The sequence below is a fragment of the Spirochaetia bacterium genome, from assembly GCA_022482625.1.
Taxonomy (GTDB): Bacteria; Spirochaetota; Spirochaetia; order Sphaerochaetales; family Sphaerochaetaceae; genus Pleomorphochaeta.
The window spans coordinates 1,407,577-1,426,578 of the sequence record JAKVOU010000001.1; the positions used below are offsets into that span (position 1 = coordinate 1,407,577).

A 19,002-nucleotide genomic window follows, 5' to 3' on the forward strand; every position below is an offset into this window, starting at 1 on the left:
ATGCCTTACCTCCCAACCGGGAATCGCACGGACGCATCAGACATAGTTCAGGGAAGCAGCTCTACATGCATGAAATCTTTCTCAATGGAAACAAACCGTGCCCGATGAAGTTCCCCGACTACACAGAAACTAGGATCCCCGTCCACAATTACATCAATATAGTTGCCGCTGACGCCTGTAAAATGTCCATGTTTACGTTCCTGCAATATTATCTCACAGTCCTTACCCAGCTGTCTTTCCAGATATGTCCTGTGAAGTGAAACAGACAGATCCCTTAGCTTTGCTGCGCGCTCATCACGCAGATACTCCGGCAACTTGTCAGGGGCACCGAAAAGCTCAGTATCAGGCCGAGGGGAATAGGGAAAGACATGGAGCTGTGCAAAATGATATTCCTTGAGAAAATCATAGGTTTCCTGGAAGTCTTCTTCCCGCTCCCCAGGTAGTCCTGCAATGATATCAGCAGCAATAAACGGATCCTGCTTGATCCTGCGCATCTGGGTAATGATATAGATGAGATGCGCCTTGTCATACTTACGGTTGACACGTTTGAGTACATAATCACTTGCACTCTGTACCGGAATATGGAAATGGGGCTGCATCCGCTCATCCCCCAATGCAGCAAGCAACCTGTCATCGACATGGTCGGCTTCCAGTGAAGAAAGCCTGAGCCTTATATCAGGCCCAAGGGCAGGCAAAAGCTTTTCCAAAAGGCCTCCCAAGCCAGCACCCTCATGGTCATACATGGTCAGGTTCACGCCTGTGAGCATAATTTCATGGTACCCCTCTGCCTCAAGTTCACGTGCCCTTTGGATGACAGTAGCTACATCAAGGCTCACGGCTTTGCCTCGTGCCTACATGGACCCTGCAATATGCACAGTCATTGTCACAGCCATCCTGAATCTTCAGATAAGCCCGACTATGGTAAGAAAATGATGCAGCGTCATAATCAAACGGCGAAGCATCTTCATCTGTAAACGTCTGCAGGCAAGCCATCAGATCCAGACCGCTGCGAAGTCCTGCCTTGATATGGCCAGGAAGTTTGAGCAACAAGGGTTTCTTGCTCAGGGAAATCACGATGATCCCTTTCCCCAATGCAGCAATTTCCTTTCCGTTCATCTGGGCATAGCAGCCGGTAACAAGACAAATTCCCTCACGGGCAAATTTCCTGATCATACGTCGGGCCTTCTGCTCAGCCTTGCTGGTCACGGTACAGGTGTTGACGATATAGATATCGGCCCCATCTTCTTCCCTGACGATTTCAAAGCCCTCTTCTGAAAACGCATCTGCAATGCCTTCGCTTTCACATTGGTTAAGGCGACATCCGAGGGTATATACACAGACTCTCAGCACTCTATTGCTCCTTCGATACCAATTCTGCCAGGACATAATCAAGTGCACCCTTGAGTCCCATCCTCATCTGCTTTGTATAAGGATTGTAATGCTGCAGATCATAGAAAAGCTGCAAAGGATCATTGCAGGTCTGTTCTACGATGCTCAGGAGGCGTTTGTAGCCAGTCGTAGCAAGTTCCGTAGGCTGCAGGTCAAGTTCGTCAAGGACTCTTCCGATAAAATGCGTGATACCCTGGGACCACGCAGCTTCCCTATCATGTGCATCCGGTGTCATCTCAAGCATTTTCAGCTTCATATCAGCCATGGCATCATAGACAGCCTTATATTCTTCAACATTGCAATCCATATTGCAGATAACAAAAGGAAGCCCAGCAATCCCATTCTTGCCGGAATCAGGGACCGAACATGGGATGGGTAGCAATACAATGTATACCATCAGACAATTCGGTTTTCATCCAACGTGACGGATAGACTTTGACCGAACAGGTATCCATCACCACAGTCCCAGGTGCAATAAGGGACGATGTCTGCTTCAGGACGGATTCAAAGGCACTGATGGAAACGCAATAGAACACATATGGGCATGAAAGCACTTCTTGTTCACTTGCAAGGGTAACCTGCGGCAACACAGGTCTGCTGTGCCTGCTATAGCCAAGGACCTGATGTCCGTGTGCTGCCAGCTGCGTTGCCCAAAACGACCCGAAACGTCCCAGGCCATAGATACCTATTTTCATCGTTTCTCCTACCTATCTTCCTTCAGTCCTCAAGTCATTGAATAGTAGAACACTTGGCTGATAGTGGCAAGATACCAAAAGAAGGCAAAAGTGTCGACTGCATGGAAATACAGGAAACCCCTGCCGTAAAGACGGTACAGGGGCTTCCTTTCCAGAACCTTGGACTGTTATTTGCCAATCAGATTTTCACATTCACTGCAGCTTCCGTTTGCATTCATAAAACGGTGGGATGCAGTTCCTTCACTGCCAACCTGCCGGTGAGAACCGGAACCGGCATTCCTGCCTTCGCCGTTTCTTTCTCCATCTGATCGTCCGGACCCAGAATGTCTGCTACCGTAGGATTCTCTACCTTCTGCAGGACCGGAGCCATCCATAAGATGCCTGCCATTCTGGTTACCTGAGTAATTCTCACCAGAATCACGTGTTGCATAGTGGAAACCGCTGCCATCAAGAGGCTGTTCACCTGACTGTCTGGCATATCCTGATGTTACTGCCCCATCGATTCCGGCAGAACGGGAAATCCCAGTCCTTCCGCTGGCAAAAATCGAAGCTCCGGCGATAAGTGCCGTCAATGTGATTGCAATGATTGTCTTTTTTGTATTCATGTCTGTCTCCTTGATGAATTTCTTGGTATGATTGTCGGATTTTTAGAACCCGATATAGGAAGATCATAGTGTCAGGCACCAGTTTTTCCTTTTTGAATGCCTGCACTGCCAAAAGGACCGGTTACTGCCTGCAGGAAATGCAAGTACAGTCTTCCCTTTCCATTGCCTGCCGGCCATAATCCTGCATACAGGAACCCACTGCTTTCCCCTGCACTTTGCCATATCCATCTGGCCATCTGGTCCACTGGGAACCCGATCCATCAAGACTCCTGTCACCGACTTGCCTCGTGTACGAAGAGGTGTTTCCTGTTGTCCCTGAAGCCTGATCCCCTCCTCTGGCAAAAAGTGCCGTACCAGCCAAAAGTGCTGCCGCCGTCAAAGCTATGAGTGTTTTCTTTGTGTTCATTTCTGTCTCCTTGTCACAGTTTTTTTTATTGCTTACATACCAGATACTACGGGCCGTATATGGGAAAATTATGGTGATATACCTTTTTTTTCATATGTCGAAAAAGGCAGCTGAAGTTCCCTTTTTAGGACAACTACGGACCTTTATCAATAAAAAACAATGTGGTATCATATATGACAGCCAATGAGTTTTGTGAAGGAGATAAATACTATCATGACATTTGCTGAAAAGATGAAAGGCAACGCAAAGGCTGCTGCCAAATCCTTGGTGTTGCCGGAAGGCACTGAACCCCGTACCCTCCAGGCTGCCAGAAAAATCCTGGATGAGCACATTGCAAAGAAAGTTACCCTGCTGGGCAAACAGGCAGAAATCGAAGCCAAGGCAAAAGAACTTGGTGTAGGACTGGAAGGCCTTTGTATCGTTGATCCTGAAACCAGTGAAAAGAGAAAAGACTTCGGACATGCATACTATGAACTTAGAAAGCACAAGGGTATGAGCGAAGAAGAAGCATACGGAAAAATTGCAAATGAGCTTCGCTGGGGCGCCATGATGGTCCGCATGGGAGATGCAGATGCAATGGTCGGCGGTGCAAGGAACACGACCGGCGATGTACTGGTAGCTTGTTTTACAATCATCAAATGCAAGCCGGGCATCAAATATGCCTCCAGCTGCTTCGTAATGGCCACAGACAAGACCGATCTGGGAGTTGACGGTTCCTTTATATTTGCTGACTGTTCGACAATTCCTAATCCGACGGCAGAACAGCTTGCCGAAATTGCTGCGGCATCCGCAGAAAGCTGCAAGACTTTCCTCGGCGCAGAACCACAGGTAGCCATGCTTTCCTACTCGACCAAGGGTTCCGCAAAAGGTGAACTGGTTGAAAAAGTCCAGCAGGCTACGGCCCTTGTTCAGGCAAAGTGCCCGGATCTTGCCGTCGACGGTGAACTTCAGCTTGATGCAGCCATCATCGGCAGTGTCGCTGCACAGAAGGCAAAAGATAGCAAGGTAGCAGGAAAAGCCAATACCTTGATTTTCCCTGACCTGCAGTCCGGAAATATCGGTTACAAGTTGGTACAGAGACTGGGCGGAGCCCAGGCTTATGGCCCGATTCTTCAGGGATTCAACCATCCTGTGTCAGACCTTTCCAGAGGCTGCAGCGTAGAAGACATTGTAGTTACCAGTGCCGTCACGCTGGCTCAGGCAGGCAGCATGAAATAATTGCTGATATCTGGCCATATCAAGAAGGGTGTCTTTTCCTATAACATGGAAAGGCACCCTTTTCCATATCAAAGGCAATGGAATAAGAAATGGTTAGCCGGCGATGCATATGACTTTTCAAAGCCGGTCAGATATATACAACACTTAGAAAGGCCTCTCACAAGACAGCATCCTGCATAAGCCCCTGAAACCGCCTATCTGACAATCTCTGTATAAACCCATCAAGATAAACGACCTACCAGTAGTATCCAGTATTGCAAGAGGTTATTATAATATTATCAATGATATTAATACTCCTATTAAGGAATGATATATAGTACAACAATAATTTACTTACCCTAATAGAGGTTCTTTTCACCAGATACTACAATCATTTTCAGTAGGAAAACATAATCTTTGACTAATGCACTCTTGTACCGATTATCCTTGCGAGCTCTACAATCTGTGCAATTTCAAGTTTCTCTGCTCGTTCAGAGTCCCTGATCCCTGCAGCCAAGAGACTGTCAAGCACAGCATCCCTGCCGACCATGGCTCCACTTTTACCAGAAAGCAGATTATTCCTTACCGTTTTTCTCCTCTGGTGAAAAAGATCTTTCACTACCAATAGAAAGAACTGATATTCTTCGGCAGGGAACCATGGGCTCCTTTTTCTTTTCAAGGACGGTAACGCTACTGACAACCTTAGGCACAGGATAAAATGCTCCATTGCTGATGTCCATGGCAATTCTGCAGTCATAGTCAACCTGAGCAAGGATGGAAAGAGTCGACCAGTCCTTGTTCCCAGGATCAGCACAGAGCCGACACGCAACTTCTTTCTGCAATGTATAGACCATCCGTTCCGGCCGACAGCCTTTTTCAAGCAAATTTGCAATGCAAACAGAACCGACGTTGTACGGAAGGTTACCACAGATGACATCAGGGGTACCGTGTCTTTTCCACTGCATTTCCCAAGATTTCAGTGCATCACCTTCGACAAGATGGAAGTTCGGCATATCAAGAAAAGCCTGTCCGCTCAAGATCCTGCAGAAACCATGGTCAATTTCGAAACAGGTCACCTCGGCTTTGGAATCCAACAGCAAGGTAGTCAAAGCCCCGATACCGGGACCGATTTCCCAGACTTGTTTCGACTGGTCCAAATCCATCAGGCTGACAATCTTTTCCCTGACTGTTTCAGACAGCAGAAAATTCTGCCCGAATTTCTTTGACATGGCCAATCCATTGACCTCAAGAATATCCCGTATCGCCGTGGGGGATCCGTAGGGAAAGTTCCAGCTCATATGCACGATATCTCCTGTTTCTCAAATACTTGCAAGCATACAGATACACTGCAAGTGAGGTCAAGAGTGTCAAGGCAAAGCATCGGTATCCCCATCGTCCGCTATAGCAGGCCGGTATATACAGCTTGACCCTGACAGACCAAGAAAACAAAGACAGCAAGACATCCTGTACTTTTGCAAGCAAACGGAGACTCCTCAGGCATACCACAGGGAAAGGAAGACAAGACGACATGAGGCAGAACAATGCCAAGGCAAGGGCAAAGGTAATCAGCAATCCTCCCACAGGTGCCGAGACAAGGGCCGCCACCGTCCATTCCCCGCCTATGCATTCAGAAAGAGGATAGACAAGCAGCAGGGCAAAGAGCGTAGGCAGCAAGATACCGGACAATGGAGAAGGAGCCGGAAGCAACAGAGCCATGCACAGCAAAGCCCCTACAGCTCCGTAGCTAAGCAAGGTCCCTGCCTGTCCGATGGCATACGGAAAGAGAAGCAGCTGCACCACGAACGAAAAACCAAACACCTTTTCCCTGGCATAGCATTGCCACGGTCCGATGATTACTGCCAGGAAATTCATAAGCAAAGCCCTGACCAAACTGGGAAGAGGCCCTGCAACAATGGTAAAGCACAATGGAAAGACAAGTGACAGCCGTCGTCCCAGATAAGGACCGAACAGCAAGGTAGGTAAAAAAGAAAAGATAAGCGTCAGGACAGAAAGATGCATGCCAGACAGAGCCAGCAGGTGTGCGCAACCACACTTCAAGGCAGCTTCCTTTATGGGAAAACCTTCCTGGTCGCATCGTCCCAACAGCAACAGACGGCCGAGTGTCACAGGAATCCTGCGCAGCAACTGATGCTGCACACCGGTACGGAACAGGTCCAGCCACCACTGCCAATCAGCAAGGCCCTTACGAAGTACCTGAATCTGCCCGGCCTTGAAACCGATATCTGTTACCTTCCCTTCAGCTGACAGCCTGTCACCGACCTGTACTTCGACAGGTTGTCCATAGAATATGCAGGCGGTACCTCGGCAAGAGAAAGTTCCTCCGTCCTTAGAGGCGACAAGGCTGGTCCTGACCTGCACGAACATGTTACCCCCGGAAGTTTCCTTTTCATCAGAAATAGCAACACCTTCGATTCCTGTAACCATCTGCAGTTCTGCATCCGGGAACAAATGATGATACATCTTCTCCCCTCATAGTCAGCAGCAACGCCAGAAAAGAGAAAACAGTCAACCGGAAACATACATTGATGCAGCTAGGGAAACAAACAACGGACAGGGACATAAAGACAAAGCACGCAACAAGGAAAAAAAGCGGATAACGTAACACCGAAGCTCCCGTAAAGCCAAGAAAGGCAAGTACGGGACAAGACAGATAAGATACAGGCGCAATAAAATTCCTGAGAATCTTTCTTCCATGCTTCTTTAGCACAGAAAACACTGCTTTCGGTTGCTTCAGATACTCCTTATCAATGCATCAAGCGCTACCATCGAAGCAAGAAGTGACAAATCAATATGGCCTGCTCCTGCAAGGTGAAATAATCGTGAAGAAAGTTTTTCACTGCGTTTTTTTTCCCTTCTCAGGTCCAGGACCTTTTCCAATGCATCCTTGGTCTCTCCAGAAGGTACGACGACCTGTTTGTGGAGCATCCAGTAAAGATCACGCAACCAGACGCCTTTCCTTTCCTCCGGCACTTCCAAAGGATCCAAAGCCACTGAACCAAGATTGCAAAGTTCGTCACATAGTTCAATTGCATCCATGGCAGCCATTTTCTCAAGGTACCCCTCAATCATTCCGAGCCCGTCATTGACAACAAAAAGGCTATTGCCAGCGCTCTGTTTCAGCTCAAGCCTACGCTTGTCAACGATTTCACTTTTGGAATCATGCTCGGCCATGTAACGCCACAGCATGAATGCTGCCAGCAATCCACCGGCAAGCTCACCGATGATAGGAATGGGATCACGGATGACCAGGGAAAGAAAAAGATAGACAGCAAGGAAAATACCTGCAGAAGCAAAAAGACGGGGAAAATAGCGGGCATCATTGACCCATCCGTCAATTGCATCGTCAATCTGCACATAGGTCTTGCCACGTGCGATATCCTTGTCCGCGTCCGACCAATTATGGCAGGAGTTCCACCTTACCTCTTCGTTCTCGTCCATCCTGTCGATGTCAGACCGTTTGAAATAAGGAGTCAGATAATATTCCCTTCCTGCAGCCCTGAGATGATAGCAGTCAATCACATCGACACCTCCTGGTCTCAATGATACGCAGAGGCAAGAAAAAAGGCAACGGCACAAGACCTAGTCAAAGCAGGCCTGTCGCAGCAACTCTTCCAGCCGGCCGACATTTTCTGCAACAGGACAACCAAAAGTTTCAAGTGCACTCATAGGACGGAACCCCCAGCTACAGAGAAGGCAGCTGGTCCCTGCATTTCCTGCCGTACTGACATCAACTTCGCTGTCCCCGACATAGCATAGCTGACTAGGTGCAAGGTCAAGCTGTGCTGCAAATTCAAGTACTCCACCTTGGATCTGGTTTCTTTGCATATCCCTCACGCAAACCATGGACAAATGAAAAAGAAACAGCAGGAAACAATGTTGCAACAATAGTCTGCACAAGCGCATCATCCTTATTGGACAGGATACCGAAAGGAACCTTCAAAGAATCCAACATATCTATAATCCCATCATAGGGATAGCTTTTATCCACCGGATGTTCGGTGTAATGGGAGGAAAGCTGGGCATATGCATGGTCAAATGCTACGCCTTCAACATCTTTCCCATAAAGGGAAAGAGCCCTATGAAGGGCATTTTTCAGGCCATGACCGACCAATGTCATTACTTTTTCTTCAGGCAGAGGCAACAGTCCTTTGTCTGACAGCGGCGCATTTATCGCCCCTGTGATATCCCCGATCGTATTTACCAATGTCCCGTCCAAATCAAACAGGACAGCCTTGCATCTTCCTTCGTACATAGAAGCATTATCACAAGAGAACAAGTTTTGGTCAACGCATGATCCGCCCGTTCCCCAAAAGACAGAAAAGGACTATCATGCAGCCATGAACACGATACAGATAAAGAGTGGAAAAGAGAAACAACTGGTTACCCATCATCCATGGGTATTTTCAGGTGCCATAGAATCCCAGGAAGGGACCCAGCCAGGTGTCTGCAAGGTCCTGAAAAGTGACGGTTCTTTCCTTGCCTGGGGCTGGTGGGATGAAAAATCACATATTCCGGTTCACCTACTCAGTTGGAACGAAACAGATCAGATTGATGACAACTGGTGGAAACATACAGTGGCAGCAAGCGTACTGCGAAGAAGAAGTTTCTTTGATAGCGACGGAAGTACTACCGCCTTCAGGATTATCTTCTCAGAAGCAGACATGCTGCCAGGAATCGTTGCAGATGTCTATGGTACGACCATCAGAATTGTCATAAGTGCACGGGTCGGCTGGGACCAGAAAGACAAAGTGGTGGAAACACTGGATAAAATGCTTCACCCGCATCTTATGGTCATTACTACCGACCACAACTTTCTGTCCATCGAAGGGCTGAAGGATACGACATCGTACTACAGCAACGGACAGTATTTTACCCCGGAATCCCGCTTAGAGGCAATTTCCTTCAAGGAAGACGGTCTGGTATATGAAACCATTCCAGGAGGAGGGCAAAAAAGTGATTTTTACTGCGACCAAAGGGACAACAGGAAAAAAATAGAAAAATACTGCAAGGGGAAAAACGTACTTGATGGTTTTTCCTATACAGGCGGTTTTACCCTTCATGCACTGAGAGCCGAAGCACAGTCGGTCTACAGCCTTGACAGTTCGGAACCTGCCTTGCACGGACTATTGCGCAACATACATCTCAATGAGGACAAAGGCACGCTCCCTGAAGGTTCCAGACAGCGCTGTACGACAAAATGCTGCAATGTCTTCGAAGAGATGCGAAACATCACAAAGGACCAGTTTGATGTCATGGTCCTTGACCCACCGAAGCTTGCCAAGACAAAAGGACAGGCCGAAAAGGCAGCAAGGGCATACAAGGATCTCAACCGCCTTGCAATGGAAAAGATCAGGGACAATGGTATCATTGCGACTTTCTCCTGCTCCAGTGCAATCGACGCAGCAATGCTGCGGACAATCCTCGCATGGGCAAGCATCGATGCCCGCTGTGAAGTCCAGGTCCTTGAAATACTTTCTGCAGGATCTGATCATCCTGTCAGATTATCATTCCCCGAAAGCGAATACCTATGCGGATATATACTCCGGGTACTGAAGCACTGACAATCTATCATCCGACAGCCTGTTGCTTTCAAGCAACTTCAGAAAAGGACAGGAGGTACTGGCGGATGATATAATTTTTCAACAAAGTGAAAACGATTACATAAAGATTCTACAAACTTTTAAAAAAACACAAGCAACTTCACAAAAGATTTATAAAGTTTCTAACGACATAAATATTACTAATAAATCCGACACAATTCACATAGATCCCTCCGGTATGATTTTCCTAATAATCCTCTGGCACTGCCGGATGGAAAGCTTTACATGGTACTGCTGCCGGATAAAGGCCTGCAGGCTTTGCCCATCATGGAACAACTTTTGCGAACCTGCAGGAGGTTGCTGGAACAATCTGCCGATTTCTGCAAGTTCATCAGAAGAAAGCCTTGAGGGCCTACCTGTTTTCTTGAATTCATGCAAAGCATCAATTCCTTGCTCACAAGCAATCTTTACCCATCTTTCAATGGTAGTTCTGGTTTCATTTGAAAAATGGCTTAAAGAAGTCGGAGATAGCCCGGCCATCACCAAAGTTACAATCTCTACCCTGTGCAAGTATCTGCAATCAGCAGATGAAGCAAGAATGGATCTCCCTTCAGCAAGCAATGACGACCTTTCTTCTTCTGATATACCCGTATGCATAAAAGCACCTCCTGCCGGCAACCGTAAATCATAACAGAATCTTTGTAAATGAAAATATATTATGACGTAAATAAAATGAAAAACAAAAATCTTATGCAAAAACTTCAGATATATTCGTTGATAGTACTTCAATCTGTGAAAATTTCAGTAATGTAAACGTTGACATTCGTAGTGCGATTACAGTACATTGGAGTCCGCCTCAGATTTATAAGCAACGAGGTCAAATTAAATTTTTGGTCCAACGTATCAAAAAGGAGTACACGAAATGAAAAACTTACGTTCTACTGTACTTGCATTGGGCATAACGGCACTGCTGTTGGTCTCATGTGCAAAAGGACAGACAGAAAACACTGCCACACAGGCAACTTCAACGCAAGCGACTGATGCTACACCTGCTGCAACGGCAACGACCACTGCTCCAGCAACGGCAACCTCCCAAGCATCACCCGCAACTTCGAATGACAAAATCGGACAACCTTTTGCCAATACGGTCAAGATTACCGTCATGAACTCGAAACCTGAAATCGAAGATGCTCTTGAAGCAGGCGCGAAGGCCTTTGGCAGTGAGTATAATGTCTCAATCGAAATCTATGAGACAGACTCTCCGGGCAATACACTTGCAGAAAGATATGCAGCCGGAGATGCGCCGACAATAGGCATCATGGATATAGCAAACATCCGCGACCTTGCGGCTGAAAAGCTTGTTGATCTGTCAGACCAACCATGGGCCGATGTCGGAGGCAGAACCATGGGAGCTGTCCGTGATGGAAAAATCTACGGCATGCCGCTTACTGTCGAAGGCATGTGCCTGATTTACAATAAGACTGCAATTGAAAAAACAACAGGACATGCATTTGATCCTACGAAGTACACTTCCCTTGATGCATTTTCTTCTCTGTTGAAAGAACTGCAGGCCGGTGGCATGAAATATCCAATGGTCCTGAATGCTGAAGATTGGTCAATCGGACAGAAAGGTTATCAGTTTGTCTATGACTATCAGGATGGTACGGCGGCAGGTGCCATTTCATTCCTCAAGAACGTACATGACGGCAAGACATCCTTCAGTGAAAATACAGTCTTCAACAAAGTCTATGATGCCTTTGACCTGTTCATTGCGGATAATATCAACCATGAGGATCCCTTGGCTGCAGATTACGATCTGAATGCAAACTATGTGGCAGACGGCGAAGCCGCCTTCTGGCTCAATGGTACATGGGCATGGCCTGATTTTGCTCCATATGCACAGGAAGGTTCCGAATATGGCATCTGTGCCTTCCCACTCAACGACGAGCCGGCAACCCAAGGCAAAGTAGTCGCAGGAGCAACAAAATTTGCAGCAGTTGACAAAATCGATGCATCAGAGGACCAGCAGAAAGCTGCTGAAATGTTCTTGAATTGGCTTGTATTCTCAGATGAAGGGCAGGATACTTTGGTCAACAAATGTGGTATCGTCACTGCATTCAAAAACATCAAGCTGCAGCCAAACAATCCGTTCAATATAGGTCTCAAGCATTACATTGACGAAGGCATGGTCATTGATGGCGCAACCTATATGCCTTCAGACCACAGGAGCCTTCTGGCAGCCAACATGCAGGCCTATATGGTAGGAAAGATGACCAGGGCAGATATCGCCTCAAAACTTGATGCTTACTGGAAATCTCACACACCGACCGAATAAATTAGCACGCTATTGGTATTTTTCTTTTCCACAGCAGCAGTTTTCTGCTGCTGTGGTTTAGCGCAATGGTTCAATTATTGGAGTTCCTATGAATCAAAAAATGAGCAATGGGAAAAAAACATTCCTGTTCCTGTCTTTTGCAGGTCCATCGGTACTGTTTTTTATACTCGCCTTTGTCTTTCCTCTCATCTATGGTGTCTATCTGACATTCACAGATTGGAACGGCCTTTCAAGCACAGTCAACTTCGTCGGACTTGCAAACTACAAAGTAGTATTGCATGACGCTTCATTCTGGAAATCACTTTCACTGACAGTCGGCTACTCACTGGTTTCCGTTCTGACGATAAATCTGGTTGCCTTCGGCCTCGCCTATCTTTTGACCAGCGGCATAAAGGGACAGAATTTCCTGAGAGCCGGTTTTTTTACCCCGAATCTGATCGGCGGGCTGATCCTTGGATACGTCTGGCAGTTCATCTTCAGCAGGGTATTGGTCCCATTTTATAAATTCCTGCCTGTCGCACTACTCCAGAAATCATGGCTTTCATCGCCACATACGGCCATGGCTGCAATGATCATAGTCACGACCTGGCAATACTCCGGCTACATGCTGCTGATTTATATTGCAGGCTTCGTAGGAATTCCTTCAGATTTGATTGAAGCCGCTAAGATTGACGGAGCAAATGAGCACAGGATAACACGAAGCATACGCTTGCCACTGATGGTACCCTCCATCGTCATAAGCCTTTTCATTTCCATCACAAGGACGTTCAAGGTATATGACCTGAACCTTTCACTGACAGCAGGCGGTCCTTATGATTCAACGAAACTGGCTGCAATGCATATATTTACCAAAGCATTCGAAGAACAGAAATATGGAATCGGACAGGCAGAAGCCCTAGTCATGTTCATTGTCATGGCGGCCATTGCTTTGACGCAGACTTACATTGGTAAGAAACGTGAATTGGAGATGTAACATGAAAAATCCTTATCGTTACAGTCAGAAAATATCCACCGGTAGCAAGGTAAAAACCATCTTGGCTTCCTTTCTGCTGATTCTCTATCTTGTTCCCTTTGCCCTTGTTGCTATAAATTCACTGAAACAGAAAATAAATATAGTCAGGTTTCCACTGGAACTGGTTGACCCCAAAGGCCCCCAATGGATCAACTATAAACATGCAATAGAAGAAATGGCTTTCTTCCGGTCATTTGGAAACAGTTTCATCATTACAAGCTGCAGTGTAGTCCTACTGCTGGTCTTTTCCGCAATGGCAGCTTATATTTTCGTCCGTGCTTCAGAGTGGAAAGCCTGTAAAATCAGTTTTGCCCTGCTGCTGGCATCCATGGCTGTTCCATTCCAAGTCGTCATGATTCCACTTATCTCCATATATGGAGGTATCTTCGGTATTCTCAATTCAAAAACCACTCTGATATTGATGAACTTTGGCTTTGGGACGGGCCTATGCATATTCATGTGTGATGGTTTCATAAAGACAAGCGTCCCCATTGCACTGGAAGAGGCTGCAACAATTGACGGCTGTTCCTATCATGGCATCTTTTTCAGGATTGTCCTGCCATTGATGAAGCCTATTCTTTCCACGATAGCCATACTCCAAATCCTTGGATTCTGGAACGATTACCTGCTTCCTTCCCTCGTACTCGGGAAAAAGCGTCTGTATACCCTTCCTTTGGCAATCAGGACTTTCTATGGAACGTTTACGAATGACTATGGGAACATCATGGCAGGTCTGATGCTATCAATCATTCCTATCATCATCGTGTACATTTTTCTACAAAAATATATCATCGGTGGTGTTATTGCCGGCGCAGTAAAATCATAACGCCGAAAAGGAGAAATGCATGGCAACAATCAAGGATGTCGCAAAGGAAGCCGGGGTTTCTACGGCAACAGTCTCAAGGGTACTTAACAAACGGAGCCCATTGAGTCCAGATGCAATCAAGAATGTCCGGCTTGCAATGGAAAAATTGAATTATCATCCGAACGCAGTCGCCAGATCACTGGTAAAAGGAAACAACAACTGCATAGGTATCATGTTACCGGACCTCATCATGCCGTTCTGGACGCAGATGGCTCATGAATTGGAGCATGCAGCCGCCAAGCACGGCTACAGCATCATCGTCACGTCAGCCCCGGGAAATGCTACTGACTATATCCGCGAATATGAGTATCTGACAAGGAACATACCCAACGGCATCATCACCTCCTATATAAAAGACACGGAAGATTACCTGCACAAATCGATGACTCCGACGGTAATCATCGGAAATGCTGATTGCCCCCCGTCTGTTTCCTCAAACGACAAGCAAGGCGGTCTGCTTGCAACCAGACATCTGATTGCAAAAGGATGCAAGAATCTCATACATATCAGCGGTGAACTGGAAATCAGCAAATCGGCAAATGATCGCTCATTCTCCTTCATACAGGAATGTGAAAGGAAACATATCAAGTACAAGATCTATCAGGTAACCGAAGCACAGCAGAAAATGCTGGATTTTGCAGGAGTCATCAGCGATATCTTCTTTGAGAACAATGATTTCGACGGTATATTCACCAGTAATGACATACTGGCAACCTACTGCATATCCACAGCATTGTCACTCGGCTACAGAATTCCTGAAGATATCCGTATCATCGGATACGACGATATCCTTGTCAGTGCACTGATCTACCCGTCATTGTCAACGATCCGCCAGAATTACCAGAAACTCGCAGAAACCGCAGTCGAGACCTTGATTGCAGTCATAGAGGGAAAGAAAGTCCCTCCCAAACAAATAATACCAGTAGAGTTGATCGAAAGAAAATCAACCTGACAGGGAGTATTGCATGCCACAGAAACTTACGAACAAGATTATGTTGATTACCTATGCTGACTGCATGGGTAAAGACCTCAAGGACCTTTCTTATGTTCTTGACCACTACCTGCAGGATGCGGTAGGCGGCATCCATCTGCTGCCATTCTTTCCTTCCTCTGCAGATAGAGGCTTCACGCCGATTACCTATAAGGAAGTTGACCCCGCTTTCGGCAGTTGGGATGACATACAGGACCTTGGGGAAAACTACTACCTGATGTTCGACTACATGATCAACCATCTGTCCGCAGAGAGTGATATATACAAGGATTTCATCAAGAAAAAGGATAATTCTGTCTACAAGGATTTCTTCATACGATATAAGGATTTCTGGAAACATGGCGGAGAACCGACCCAAGAGGAATATGAAAAGCTGTACAAAAGAAAGGAAGTGCCGTACATCGAGGCTGAATTTGCTGACGGAACAAAAGAAAAGCTCTGGACGACCTTCAGTGACCATCAGATAGACATCAATCAAGATTCCCTTGCAGCAAAACGTTTCATGAAGGAAAATCTATCATTCTTGGCAGAACATGCAGCGGCAGTCATCCGTCTTGATGCATTGGGATATGCATCCAAACGCGAAGATACACGATGTTTCTTCATCGAACCGGAAGTCTGGGACATCTTGGCTGAATGTGACAAGGTATTGGAACCGTATGACGTCACTATACTTCCCGAAGTCCATGAACACTATTTTCTGCAGAAAAAGCTTGAAGAAAGAAACTACTATACCTATGATTTCCAGCTTCCGATGCTATTGCTCAATGCTTTCTACTTCGGTAAGACCCTTTACCTCAAGAACTGGCTGAAGATCTGCCCAAGGAAGCAATTCACCACATTGGATACACATGACGGCATCGGTGTCGTCGATGCACGTTACCTGATGCCGGATGAGGAACTGCTCAAGACAAAACGCAAGGTATTCGAGATAAATCCTGGCATATCCGAGGTATATGTCAAATCGAACATGAAAATAGACTTCAATACTTTTGATACCTACCAAATCAACTGTACATATTTCTCGGCATTAGGCGAAGATGAACAGAAGTATTTCATTGCAAGGGCCGTACAGTTCTTCACTCCTGGTATTCCACAAGTCTACTATGTAGGTCTTTTTGCCGGTAAGAATGATTTTGAACTGTATCATAGGACAGCAGTAAACAGAGACATCAACAGGCATTATTATTCTCTTGAAGAAATAGACCAGCTGTCTCAGGCCTCTATCGTACAGCGACTTAACAGGCTGATGAAATTCAGGAATTCACATCCGGCTTTCAACGGCCAGTTCCTCCTATTGCTTTCCGATACCCAAAGCCTGCACATGCGTTGGGAAAATGATATGGACTATGCAGACTTATCAGTAGATTTTATCAGTCTTGAATGCCAAATAACCTATTCTTGCAAAGGCAAGGAAAAGGCATTTGTATAAAGAAGGCGCATATGAGCAACAAGGTAATCGTTATTTCTTCCGACGCAATGGTCGGGGAAGACCTGGAATATATGTCTACATTGCCAAACTATCAGAAGTATCTTGCAGGTGGGTCCACTATTACCAAGGTATCTTCGATCTATCCCTCGGTGACGTTTCCTGCACATGCAACCATGATGACAGGGATGTTTCCTGACCGGCACGGCATTTTCTCCAACTTCCAGTTTCCTTCAGATAAAGAACCGGTACCATGGCAATGTGACTATCGTTTCCTCAACTGTACTGATATTTTCCGTGTAGCAAAATCAGCAGGCAGATCCACAGCTGCAGTCCTGTGGCCGGTAACGGCAGGCAACCCTGCAATAGATTACCATATTGCAGACTACTGGGCACAAAATGAACACGAAACAACAAATGAGGCATTCGTTCAAAGCGGCACCTCCCCACAGGTACTGGAGATCATCAAGAAACATGAGTACCTTTTCAAAGGTGTAGAACGTTGCCATCCGCAGAGAGATGAATTCGGCATCGCCTGTGCAGCAGACATCATACGTGAATTTCAACCGGATCTGCTGATGGTCCATCCTGCAAACATAGATGCAGTGCGACACGCAAAAGGTGTCTTCGGAAGCCATCTTAAACCAGCCATAGAATCTGTTGACCGGTGGCTTGGCAAAATCTGCCATGCAGCAGAACAAGCCGGGACCTTCAATGATACCGACATCTTTCTGGTAAGTGACCATGGACAGATGGACGTACGAAGGACTATCAGCCTCAATGTCCTCTTTGCAGAACATGGATTCATCAGACTGACAGCAGATGGAAAACTTGCAGATTGGACTGCCTACAGTGTCTCAAACGGCATGTCTGCAGTCGTCTTCCTCAAAGACAAGCATGATCATACCTTACGGGAAAAAGTACAGGAATTCCTTGAACAGCTTTTGGAAAGGGAAGTCTATGGTTTTTCCAAGATCTTTACCGAAGAAACATGCCGAAAAGAAGAGCGATACGGAGGAGATTTTTCTTTCGTCATCGAAACGGACGGGTACACTGCCTTTGCAGACTATCTGACCCGTCCTTTGGTCAGAGAGCAGGATAACAGTGACTACCGTTTCGGCCGGGCAACCCACGGTTACCTGCCGCAAAAAGGACCACAGCCGATTTTGGTAGCAAAAGGGCCGGATATCAGAACCAAAACGACCCTAGAAGGCAATCACATCGTAAATGAAGCTCCTACATATGCAAAGTTACTTGGCATCGACCTAGGAGCTACGGACGGACATCCGATCATGGAAATATTACGGTAGAAAAAAGCAACGGGCTGACCGTCAGGCAATACTGTCGGTCAGATATTTTGGCTCCTGCTTTTCTCTCTCTTCCGCTTGTTCGAAGGAAAGACCTTCATGGGACGTTTCCTTTGGAGCTTTACGGGATCTTCCAGTGAATTTGCTTTTCGCAAAGCTCTGTCACTTCTTTTGTCAGAAAGGAAAACAGACCCGAATCCAGCTGAAAAAATACAAGCAATCAACAACCATATCCAAATCCTGGACAATCCGCTGAATGGTAATTTGACATTCATACCATAGAAACTGGTAATGAATGTCGGAAACATCAAGGCAATTGAAATGATGGTCAACCGTTTCATTATCATATTCATATTGTTGCTGATCACAGAACCAAAGACTTCCATGGTACCACGAAGCAAATCAGTATAGATACTTGCCATCGAAATTGCCTGTTTGGTATCGGTAATGGTATCTTCAAGAAAATCTTTTTCCTCTTCACCTGAGAGTTTAAAGAAAGGATATTTCTGCAATTTTTCCAAAAGCATTTCATTCGTGGTAAGGCTGGTCGTAAAGAACACGAGGCTTTTTTGGATCTGCTGCAGTTGCAGTAACTCCCGGTTCATGACGACACCGGAAAGCCTTTCCTCCACCTGATTGCGCTGTCGGTTGATGTACTTCAGGAGTCTGATGTAGACCATGGCAGCCCTTCCCATGATTGAAATGACGAAACCTTCCTTTGTTGCTATGGGATATTGGCGGAAACGTCTTTTTGCAAAATCCTCCAAAACAACGGAATCACTCTGACAAATGGTAATTACCATATTTTCATAAAGCACGATACCTAAAGGAATGGAATATTGATGCAACCCTTCGCAGTCATCATCCTTGGCAGGAAGTCGGACAATCAAGGAAGTATATTCATCTTCCTTTTCGATACGGGCCTGTTCGTCGGGATCAAGTATGTCTGCAAGTAATTCACTGTCAATGGCAAATTCTTCTTCCAGACGGGCTATATCATCCCTGTTGATGTCACGGGCGTCAACCCATGTATACGCTACATTCTGGGACATATCTCCCGGAATCGGCGAAACGACATTATTCCTGATTGTAATCATCTAGCTGTCCTCCCTCGAAGAGCAAATCCTGCTTATGGACAACTGAAGGACCCTGAAACAGACTACAAGGCCTCTCCTGAAGAAGAAAGGATGCTCATCGTTCTTGATATTGT

The 19,002-nt window shown here is 46.2% G+C and carries 22 protein-coding genes; 8 read left to right on the top strand and 14 right to left on the bottom strand.

Annotated features, from left to right (window positions below; all coding sequences use genetic code 11):
* Window positions 1-47: 47 nt before the first annotated feature.
* The 6 genes from LKE40_06400 to LKE40_06425 all read right to left on the bottom strand — a co-directional run bounded on the left by LKE40_06400 (window position 48) and on the right by LKE40_06425 (window position 3,095).
* A complete protein-coding gene (locus LKE40_06400; GenBank protein ID MCH3917078.1) occupies window positions 48-836 on the bottom strand; it encodes a radical SAM protein in 789 nt (262 codons plus the stop codon).
* The gene (locus LKE40_06405) at window positions 826-1,350 is read right to left on the bottom strand and encodes a hypothetical protein (protein MCH3917079.1); all 525 of its coding nucleotides are present in this window, start codon (window positions 1,348-1,350) and stop codon (window positions 826-828) included. The genes LKE40_06400 and LKE40_06405 overlap by 11 nt, the downstream gene beginning before the upstream one ends.
* Before the next feature lies 1 nt (window position 1,351).
* A complete protein-coding gene (locus LKE40_06410; protein MCH3917080.1) occupies window positions 1,352-1,786 on the bottom strand; it encodes a hypothetical protein in 435 nt (144 codons plus the stop codon).
* Window positions 1,743-2,084, bottom strand: a complete 342-nt coding sequence (locus LKE40_06415; protein MCH3917081.1) for a prephenate dehydrogenase/arogenate dehydrogenase family protein — start codon at window positions 2,082-2,084, stop codon at window positions 1,743-1,745. The genes LKE40_06410 and LKE40_06415 overlap by 44 nt, the downstream gene beginning before the upstream one ends.
* 167 nt (window positions 2,085-2,251) lie before the next feature.
* Window positions 2,252-2,689 (bottom strand): hypothetical protein, encoded by a 438-nt coding sequence (locus LKE40_06420; protein ID MCH3917082.1) that lies wholly within the window; start codon window positions 2,687-2,689, stop codon window positions 2,252-2,254.
* A 121-nt stretch (window positions 2,690-2,810) separates the two neighbouring features.
* Window positions 2,811-3,095, bottom strand: coding sequence for a hypothetical protein (locus LKE40_06425; protein ID MCH3917083.1), 285 nt, complete (start codon window positions 3,093-3,095; stop codon window positions 2,811-2,813).
* Window positions 3,096-3,308: 213 nt separating this feature from the next.
* Here LKE40_06425 and pta point away from each other — a divergent pair, with 213 nt between their 5' ends.
* Window positions 3,309-4,313 carry a phosphate acetyltransferase gene (pta, locus tag LKE40_06430; GenBank protein MCH3917084.1) on the top strand — a complete coding sequence of 335 codons (1,005 nt, stop codon included), beginning with the start codon at window positions 3,309-3,311 and terminating at the stop codon, window positions 4,311-4,313.
* Window positions 4,314-4,713: 400 nt separating this feature from the next.
* On the opposite strand, the gene LKE40_06435 is transcribed toward pta, so the two are convergent.
* The 6 genes from LKE40_06435 to LKE40_06460 form a co-directional block, all read right to left on the bottom strand.
* Complete coding sequence (locus LKE40_06435) at window positions 4,714-4,911, bottom strand: hypothetical protein (GenBank protein ID MCH3917085.1); 198 nt, start codon at window positions 4,909-4,911, stop codon at window positions 4,714-4,716.
* On the bottom strand, window positions 4,868-5,590 hold the full coding sequence (gene rsmA / locus LKE40_06440) for a 16S rRNA (adenine(1518)-N(6)/adenine(1519)-N(6))-dimethyltransferase RsmA (GenBank protein ID MCH3917086.1): 723 nt from the start codon (window positions 5,588-5,590) through the stop codon (window positions 4,868-4,870). The genes LKE40_06435 and rsmA overlap by 44 nt, the downstream gene beginning before the upstream one ends.
* Window positions 5,538-6,773, bottom strand: a complete 1,236-nt coding sequence (locus LKE40_06445; protein MCH3917087.1) for a ComEC/Rec2 family competence protein — start codon at window positions 6,771-6,773, stop codon at window positions 5,538-5,540. The genes rsmA and LKE40_06445 overlap by 53 nt, the downstream gene beginning before the upstream one ends.
* Before the next feature lie 270 nt (window positions 6,774-7,043).
* On the bottom strand, window positions 7,044-7,832 hold the full coding sequence (locus LKE40_06450) for a hypothetical protein (protein ID MCH3917088.1): 789 nt from the start codon (window positions 7,830-7,832) through the stop codon (window positions 7,044-7,046).
* 60 nt (window positions 7,833-7,892) lie between these two features.
* Window positions 7,893-8,138 carry a hypothetical protein gene (locus LKE40_06455; protein MCH3917089.1) on the bottom strand — a complete coding sequence of 82 codons (246 nt, stop codon included), beginning with the start codon at window positions 8,136-8,138 and terminating at the stop codon, window positions 7,893-7,895.
* Entirely contained in the window at window positions 8,104-8,565 is a 462-nt protein-coding gene (locus LKE40_06460) for an HAD hydrolase-like protein (GenBank protein ID MCH3917090.1), read from the bottom strand. The genes LKE40_06455 and LKE40_06460 overlap by 35 nt, the downstream gene beginning before the upstream one ends.
* An 85-nt stretch (window positions 8,566-8,650) precedes the next feature.
* Between LKE40_06460 and LKE40_06465 the strand changes: the two genes are divergently transcribed.
* Complete coding sequence (locus LKE40_06465; GenBank protein MCH3917091.1) at window positions 8,651-9,874, top strand: class I SAM-dependent rRNA methyltransferase; 1,224 nt, start codon at window positions 8,651-8,653, stop codon at window positions 9,872-9,874.
* 198 nt (window positions 9,875-10,072) lie between these two features.
* On the opposite strand, the gene LKE40_06470 is transcribed toward LKE40_06465, so the two are convergent.
* Window positions 10,073-10,510, bottom strand: a complete 438-nt coding sequence (locus tag LKE40_06470; protein ID MCH3917092.1) for a hypothetical protein — start codon at window positions 10,508-10,510, stop codon at window positions 10,073-10,075.
* A gap of 265 nt (window positions 10,511-10,775) precedes the next feature.
* Here LKE40_06470 and LKE40_06475 point away from each other — a divergent pair, with 265 nt between their 5' ends.
* The 6 genes from LKE40_06475 to LKE40_06500 all read left to right on the top strand — a co-directional run bounded on the left by LKE40_06475 (window position 10,776) and on the right by LKE40_06500 (window position 17,795).
* Complete coding sequence (locus tag LKE40_06475; GenBank protein ID MCH3917093.1) at window positions 10,776-12,188, top strand: ABC transporter substrate-binding protein; 1,413 nt, start codon at window positions 10,776-10,778, stop codon at window positions 12,186-12,188.
* A gap of 88 nt (window positions 12,189-12,276) precedes the next feature.
* On the top strand, window positions 12,277-13,161 hold the full coding sequence (locus LKE40_06480; protein MCH3917094.1) for a sugar ABC transporter permease: 885 nt from the start codon (window positions 12,277-12,279) through the stop codon (window positions 13,159-13,161).
* 1 nt (window position 13,162) lies between these two features.
* Entirely contained in the window at window positions 13,163-14,026 is an 864-nt protein-coding gene (locus LKE40_06485; GenBank protein MCH3917095.1) for a carbohydrate ABC transporter permease, read from the top strand.
* A gap of 19 nt (window positions 14,027-14,045) precedes the next feature.
* Window positions 14,046-15,017, top strand: a complete 972-nt coding sequence (locus LKE40_06490) for a LacI family transcriptional regulator (protein MCH3917096.1) — start codon at window positions 14,046-14,048, stop codon at window positions 15,015-15,017.
* Between the two features lie 13 nt (window positions 15,018-15,030).
* Complete coding sequence (gene gtfA / locus LKE40_06495) at window positions 15,031-16,488, top strand: sucrose phosphorylase (GenBank protein MCH3917097.1); 1,458 nt, start codon at window positions 15,031-15,033, stop codon at window positions 16,486-16,488.
* 11 nt (window positions 16,489-16,499) lie between these two features.
* Complete coding sequence (locus LKE40_06500) at window positions 16,500-17,795, top strand: ectonucleotide pyrophosphatase/phosphodiesterase (protein MCH3917098.1); 1,296 nt, start codon at window positions 16,500-16,502, stop codon at window positions 17,793-17,795.
* A gap of 38 nt (window positions 17,796-17,833) precedes the next feature.
* Here LKE40_06500 and LKE40_06505 read toward each other — a convergent pair whose 3' ends face one another.
* The gene (locus LKE40_06505) at window positions 17,834-18,889 is read right to left on the bottom strand and encodes a magnesium transporter CorA family protein (protein MCH3917099.1); all 1,056 of its coding nucleotides are present in this window, start codon (window positions 18,887-18,889) and stop codon (window positions 17,834-17,836) included.
* Window positions 18,890-19,002 lie beyond the last annotated feature (113 nt).

Excerpts from the sequence above, each read along its gene's own strand:
- LKE40_06490 (MCH3917096.1), top strand. The coding sequence starts at position 14,046 with ATGGCAACAATCAAGGATGTCGCAAAGGAAGCCGGGGTTTCTACGGCA.
- LKE40_06415 (MCH3917081.1), bottom strand. The coding sequence starts at position 2,084 with ATGAAAATAGGTATCTATGGCCTGGGACGTTTCGGGTCGTTTTGGGCA.
- LKE40_06480 (MCH3917094.1), top strand. The coding sequence starts at position 12,277 with ATGAATCAAAAAATGAGCAATGGGAAAAAAACATTCCTGTTCCTGTCT.
- LKE40_06455 (MCH3917089.1), bottom strand. The coding sequence starts at position 8,138 with ATGCAAAGAAACCAGATCCAAGGTGGAGTACTTGAATTTGCAGCACAG.
- LKE40_06445 (MCH3917087.1), bottom strand. The coding sequence starts at position 6,773 with ATGTATCATCATTTGTTCCCGGATGCAGAACTGCAGATGGTTACAGGA.
- LKE40_06475 (MCH3917093.1), top strand. The coding sequence starts at position 10,776 with ATGAAAAACTTACGTTCTACTGTACTTGCATTGGGCATAACGGCACTG.
- LKE40_06465 (MCH3917091.1), top strand. The coding sequence starts at position 8,651 with ATGAACACGATACAGATAAAGAGTGGAAAAGAGAAACAACTGGTTACC.
- LKE40_06470 (MCH3917092.1), bottom strand. The coding sequence starts at position 10,510 with ATGCATACGGGTATATCAGAAGAAGAAAGGTCGTCATTGCTTGCTGAA.
- LKE40_06410 (MCH3917080.1), bottom strand. The coding sequence starts at position 1,786 with ATGGTATACATTGTATTGCTACCCATCCCATGTTCGGTCCCTGATTCC.
- LKE40_06460 (MCH3917090.1), bottom strand. The coding sequence starts at position 8,565 with ATGTACGAAGGAAGATGCAAGGCTGTCCTGTTTGATTTGGACGGGACA.
- LKE40_06420 (MCH3917082.1), bottom strand. The coding sequence starts at position 2,689 with ATGAATACAAAAAAGACAATCATTGCAATCACATTGACGGCACTTATC.
- gtfA (MCH3917097.1), top strand. The coding sequence starts at position 15,031 with ATGCCACAGAAACTTACGAACAAGATTATGTTGATTACCTATGCTGAC.
- pta (MCH3917084.1), top strand. The coding sequence starts at position 3,309 with ATGACATTTGCTGAAAAGATGAAAGGCAACGCAAAGGCTGCTGCCAAA.
- LKE40_06425 (MCH3917083.1), bottom strand. The coding sequence starts at position 3,095 with ATGAACACAAAGAAAACACTCATAGCTTTGACGGCGGCAGCACTTTTG.
- LKE40_06505 (MCH3917099.1), bottom strand. The coding sequence starts at position 18,889 with ATGATTACAATCAGGAATAATGTCGTTTCGCCGATTCCGGGAGATATG.
- rsmA (MCH3917086.1), bottom strand. The coding sequence starts at position 5,590 with ATGAGCTGGAACTTTCCCTACGGATCCCCCACGGCGATACGGGATATT.
- LKE40_06500 (MCH3917098.1), top strand. The coding sequence starts at position 16,500 with ATGAGCAACAAGGTAATCGTTATTTCTTCCGACGCAATGGTCGGGGAA.
- LKE40_06485 (MCH3917095.1), top strand. The coding sequence starts at position 13,163 with ATGAAAAATCCTTATCGTTACAGTCAGAAAATATCCACCGGTAGCAAG.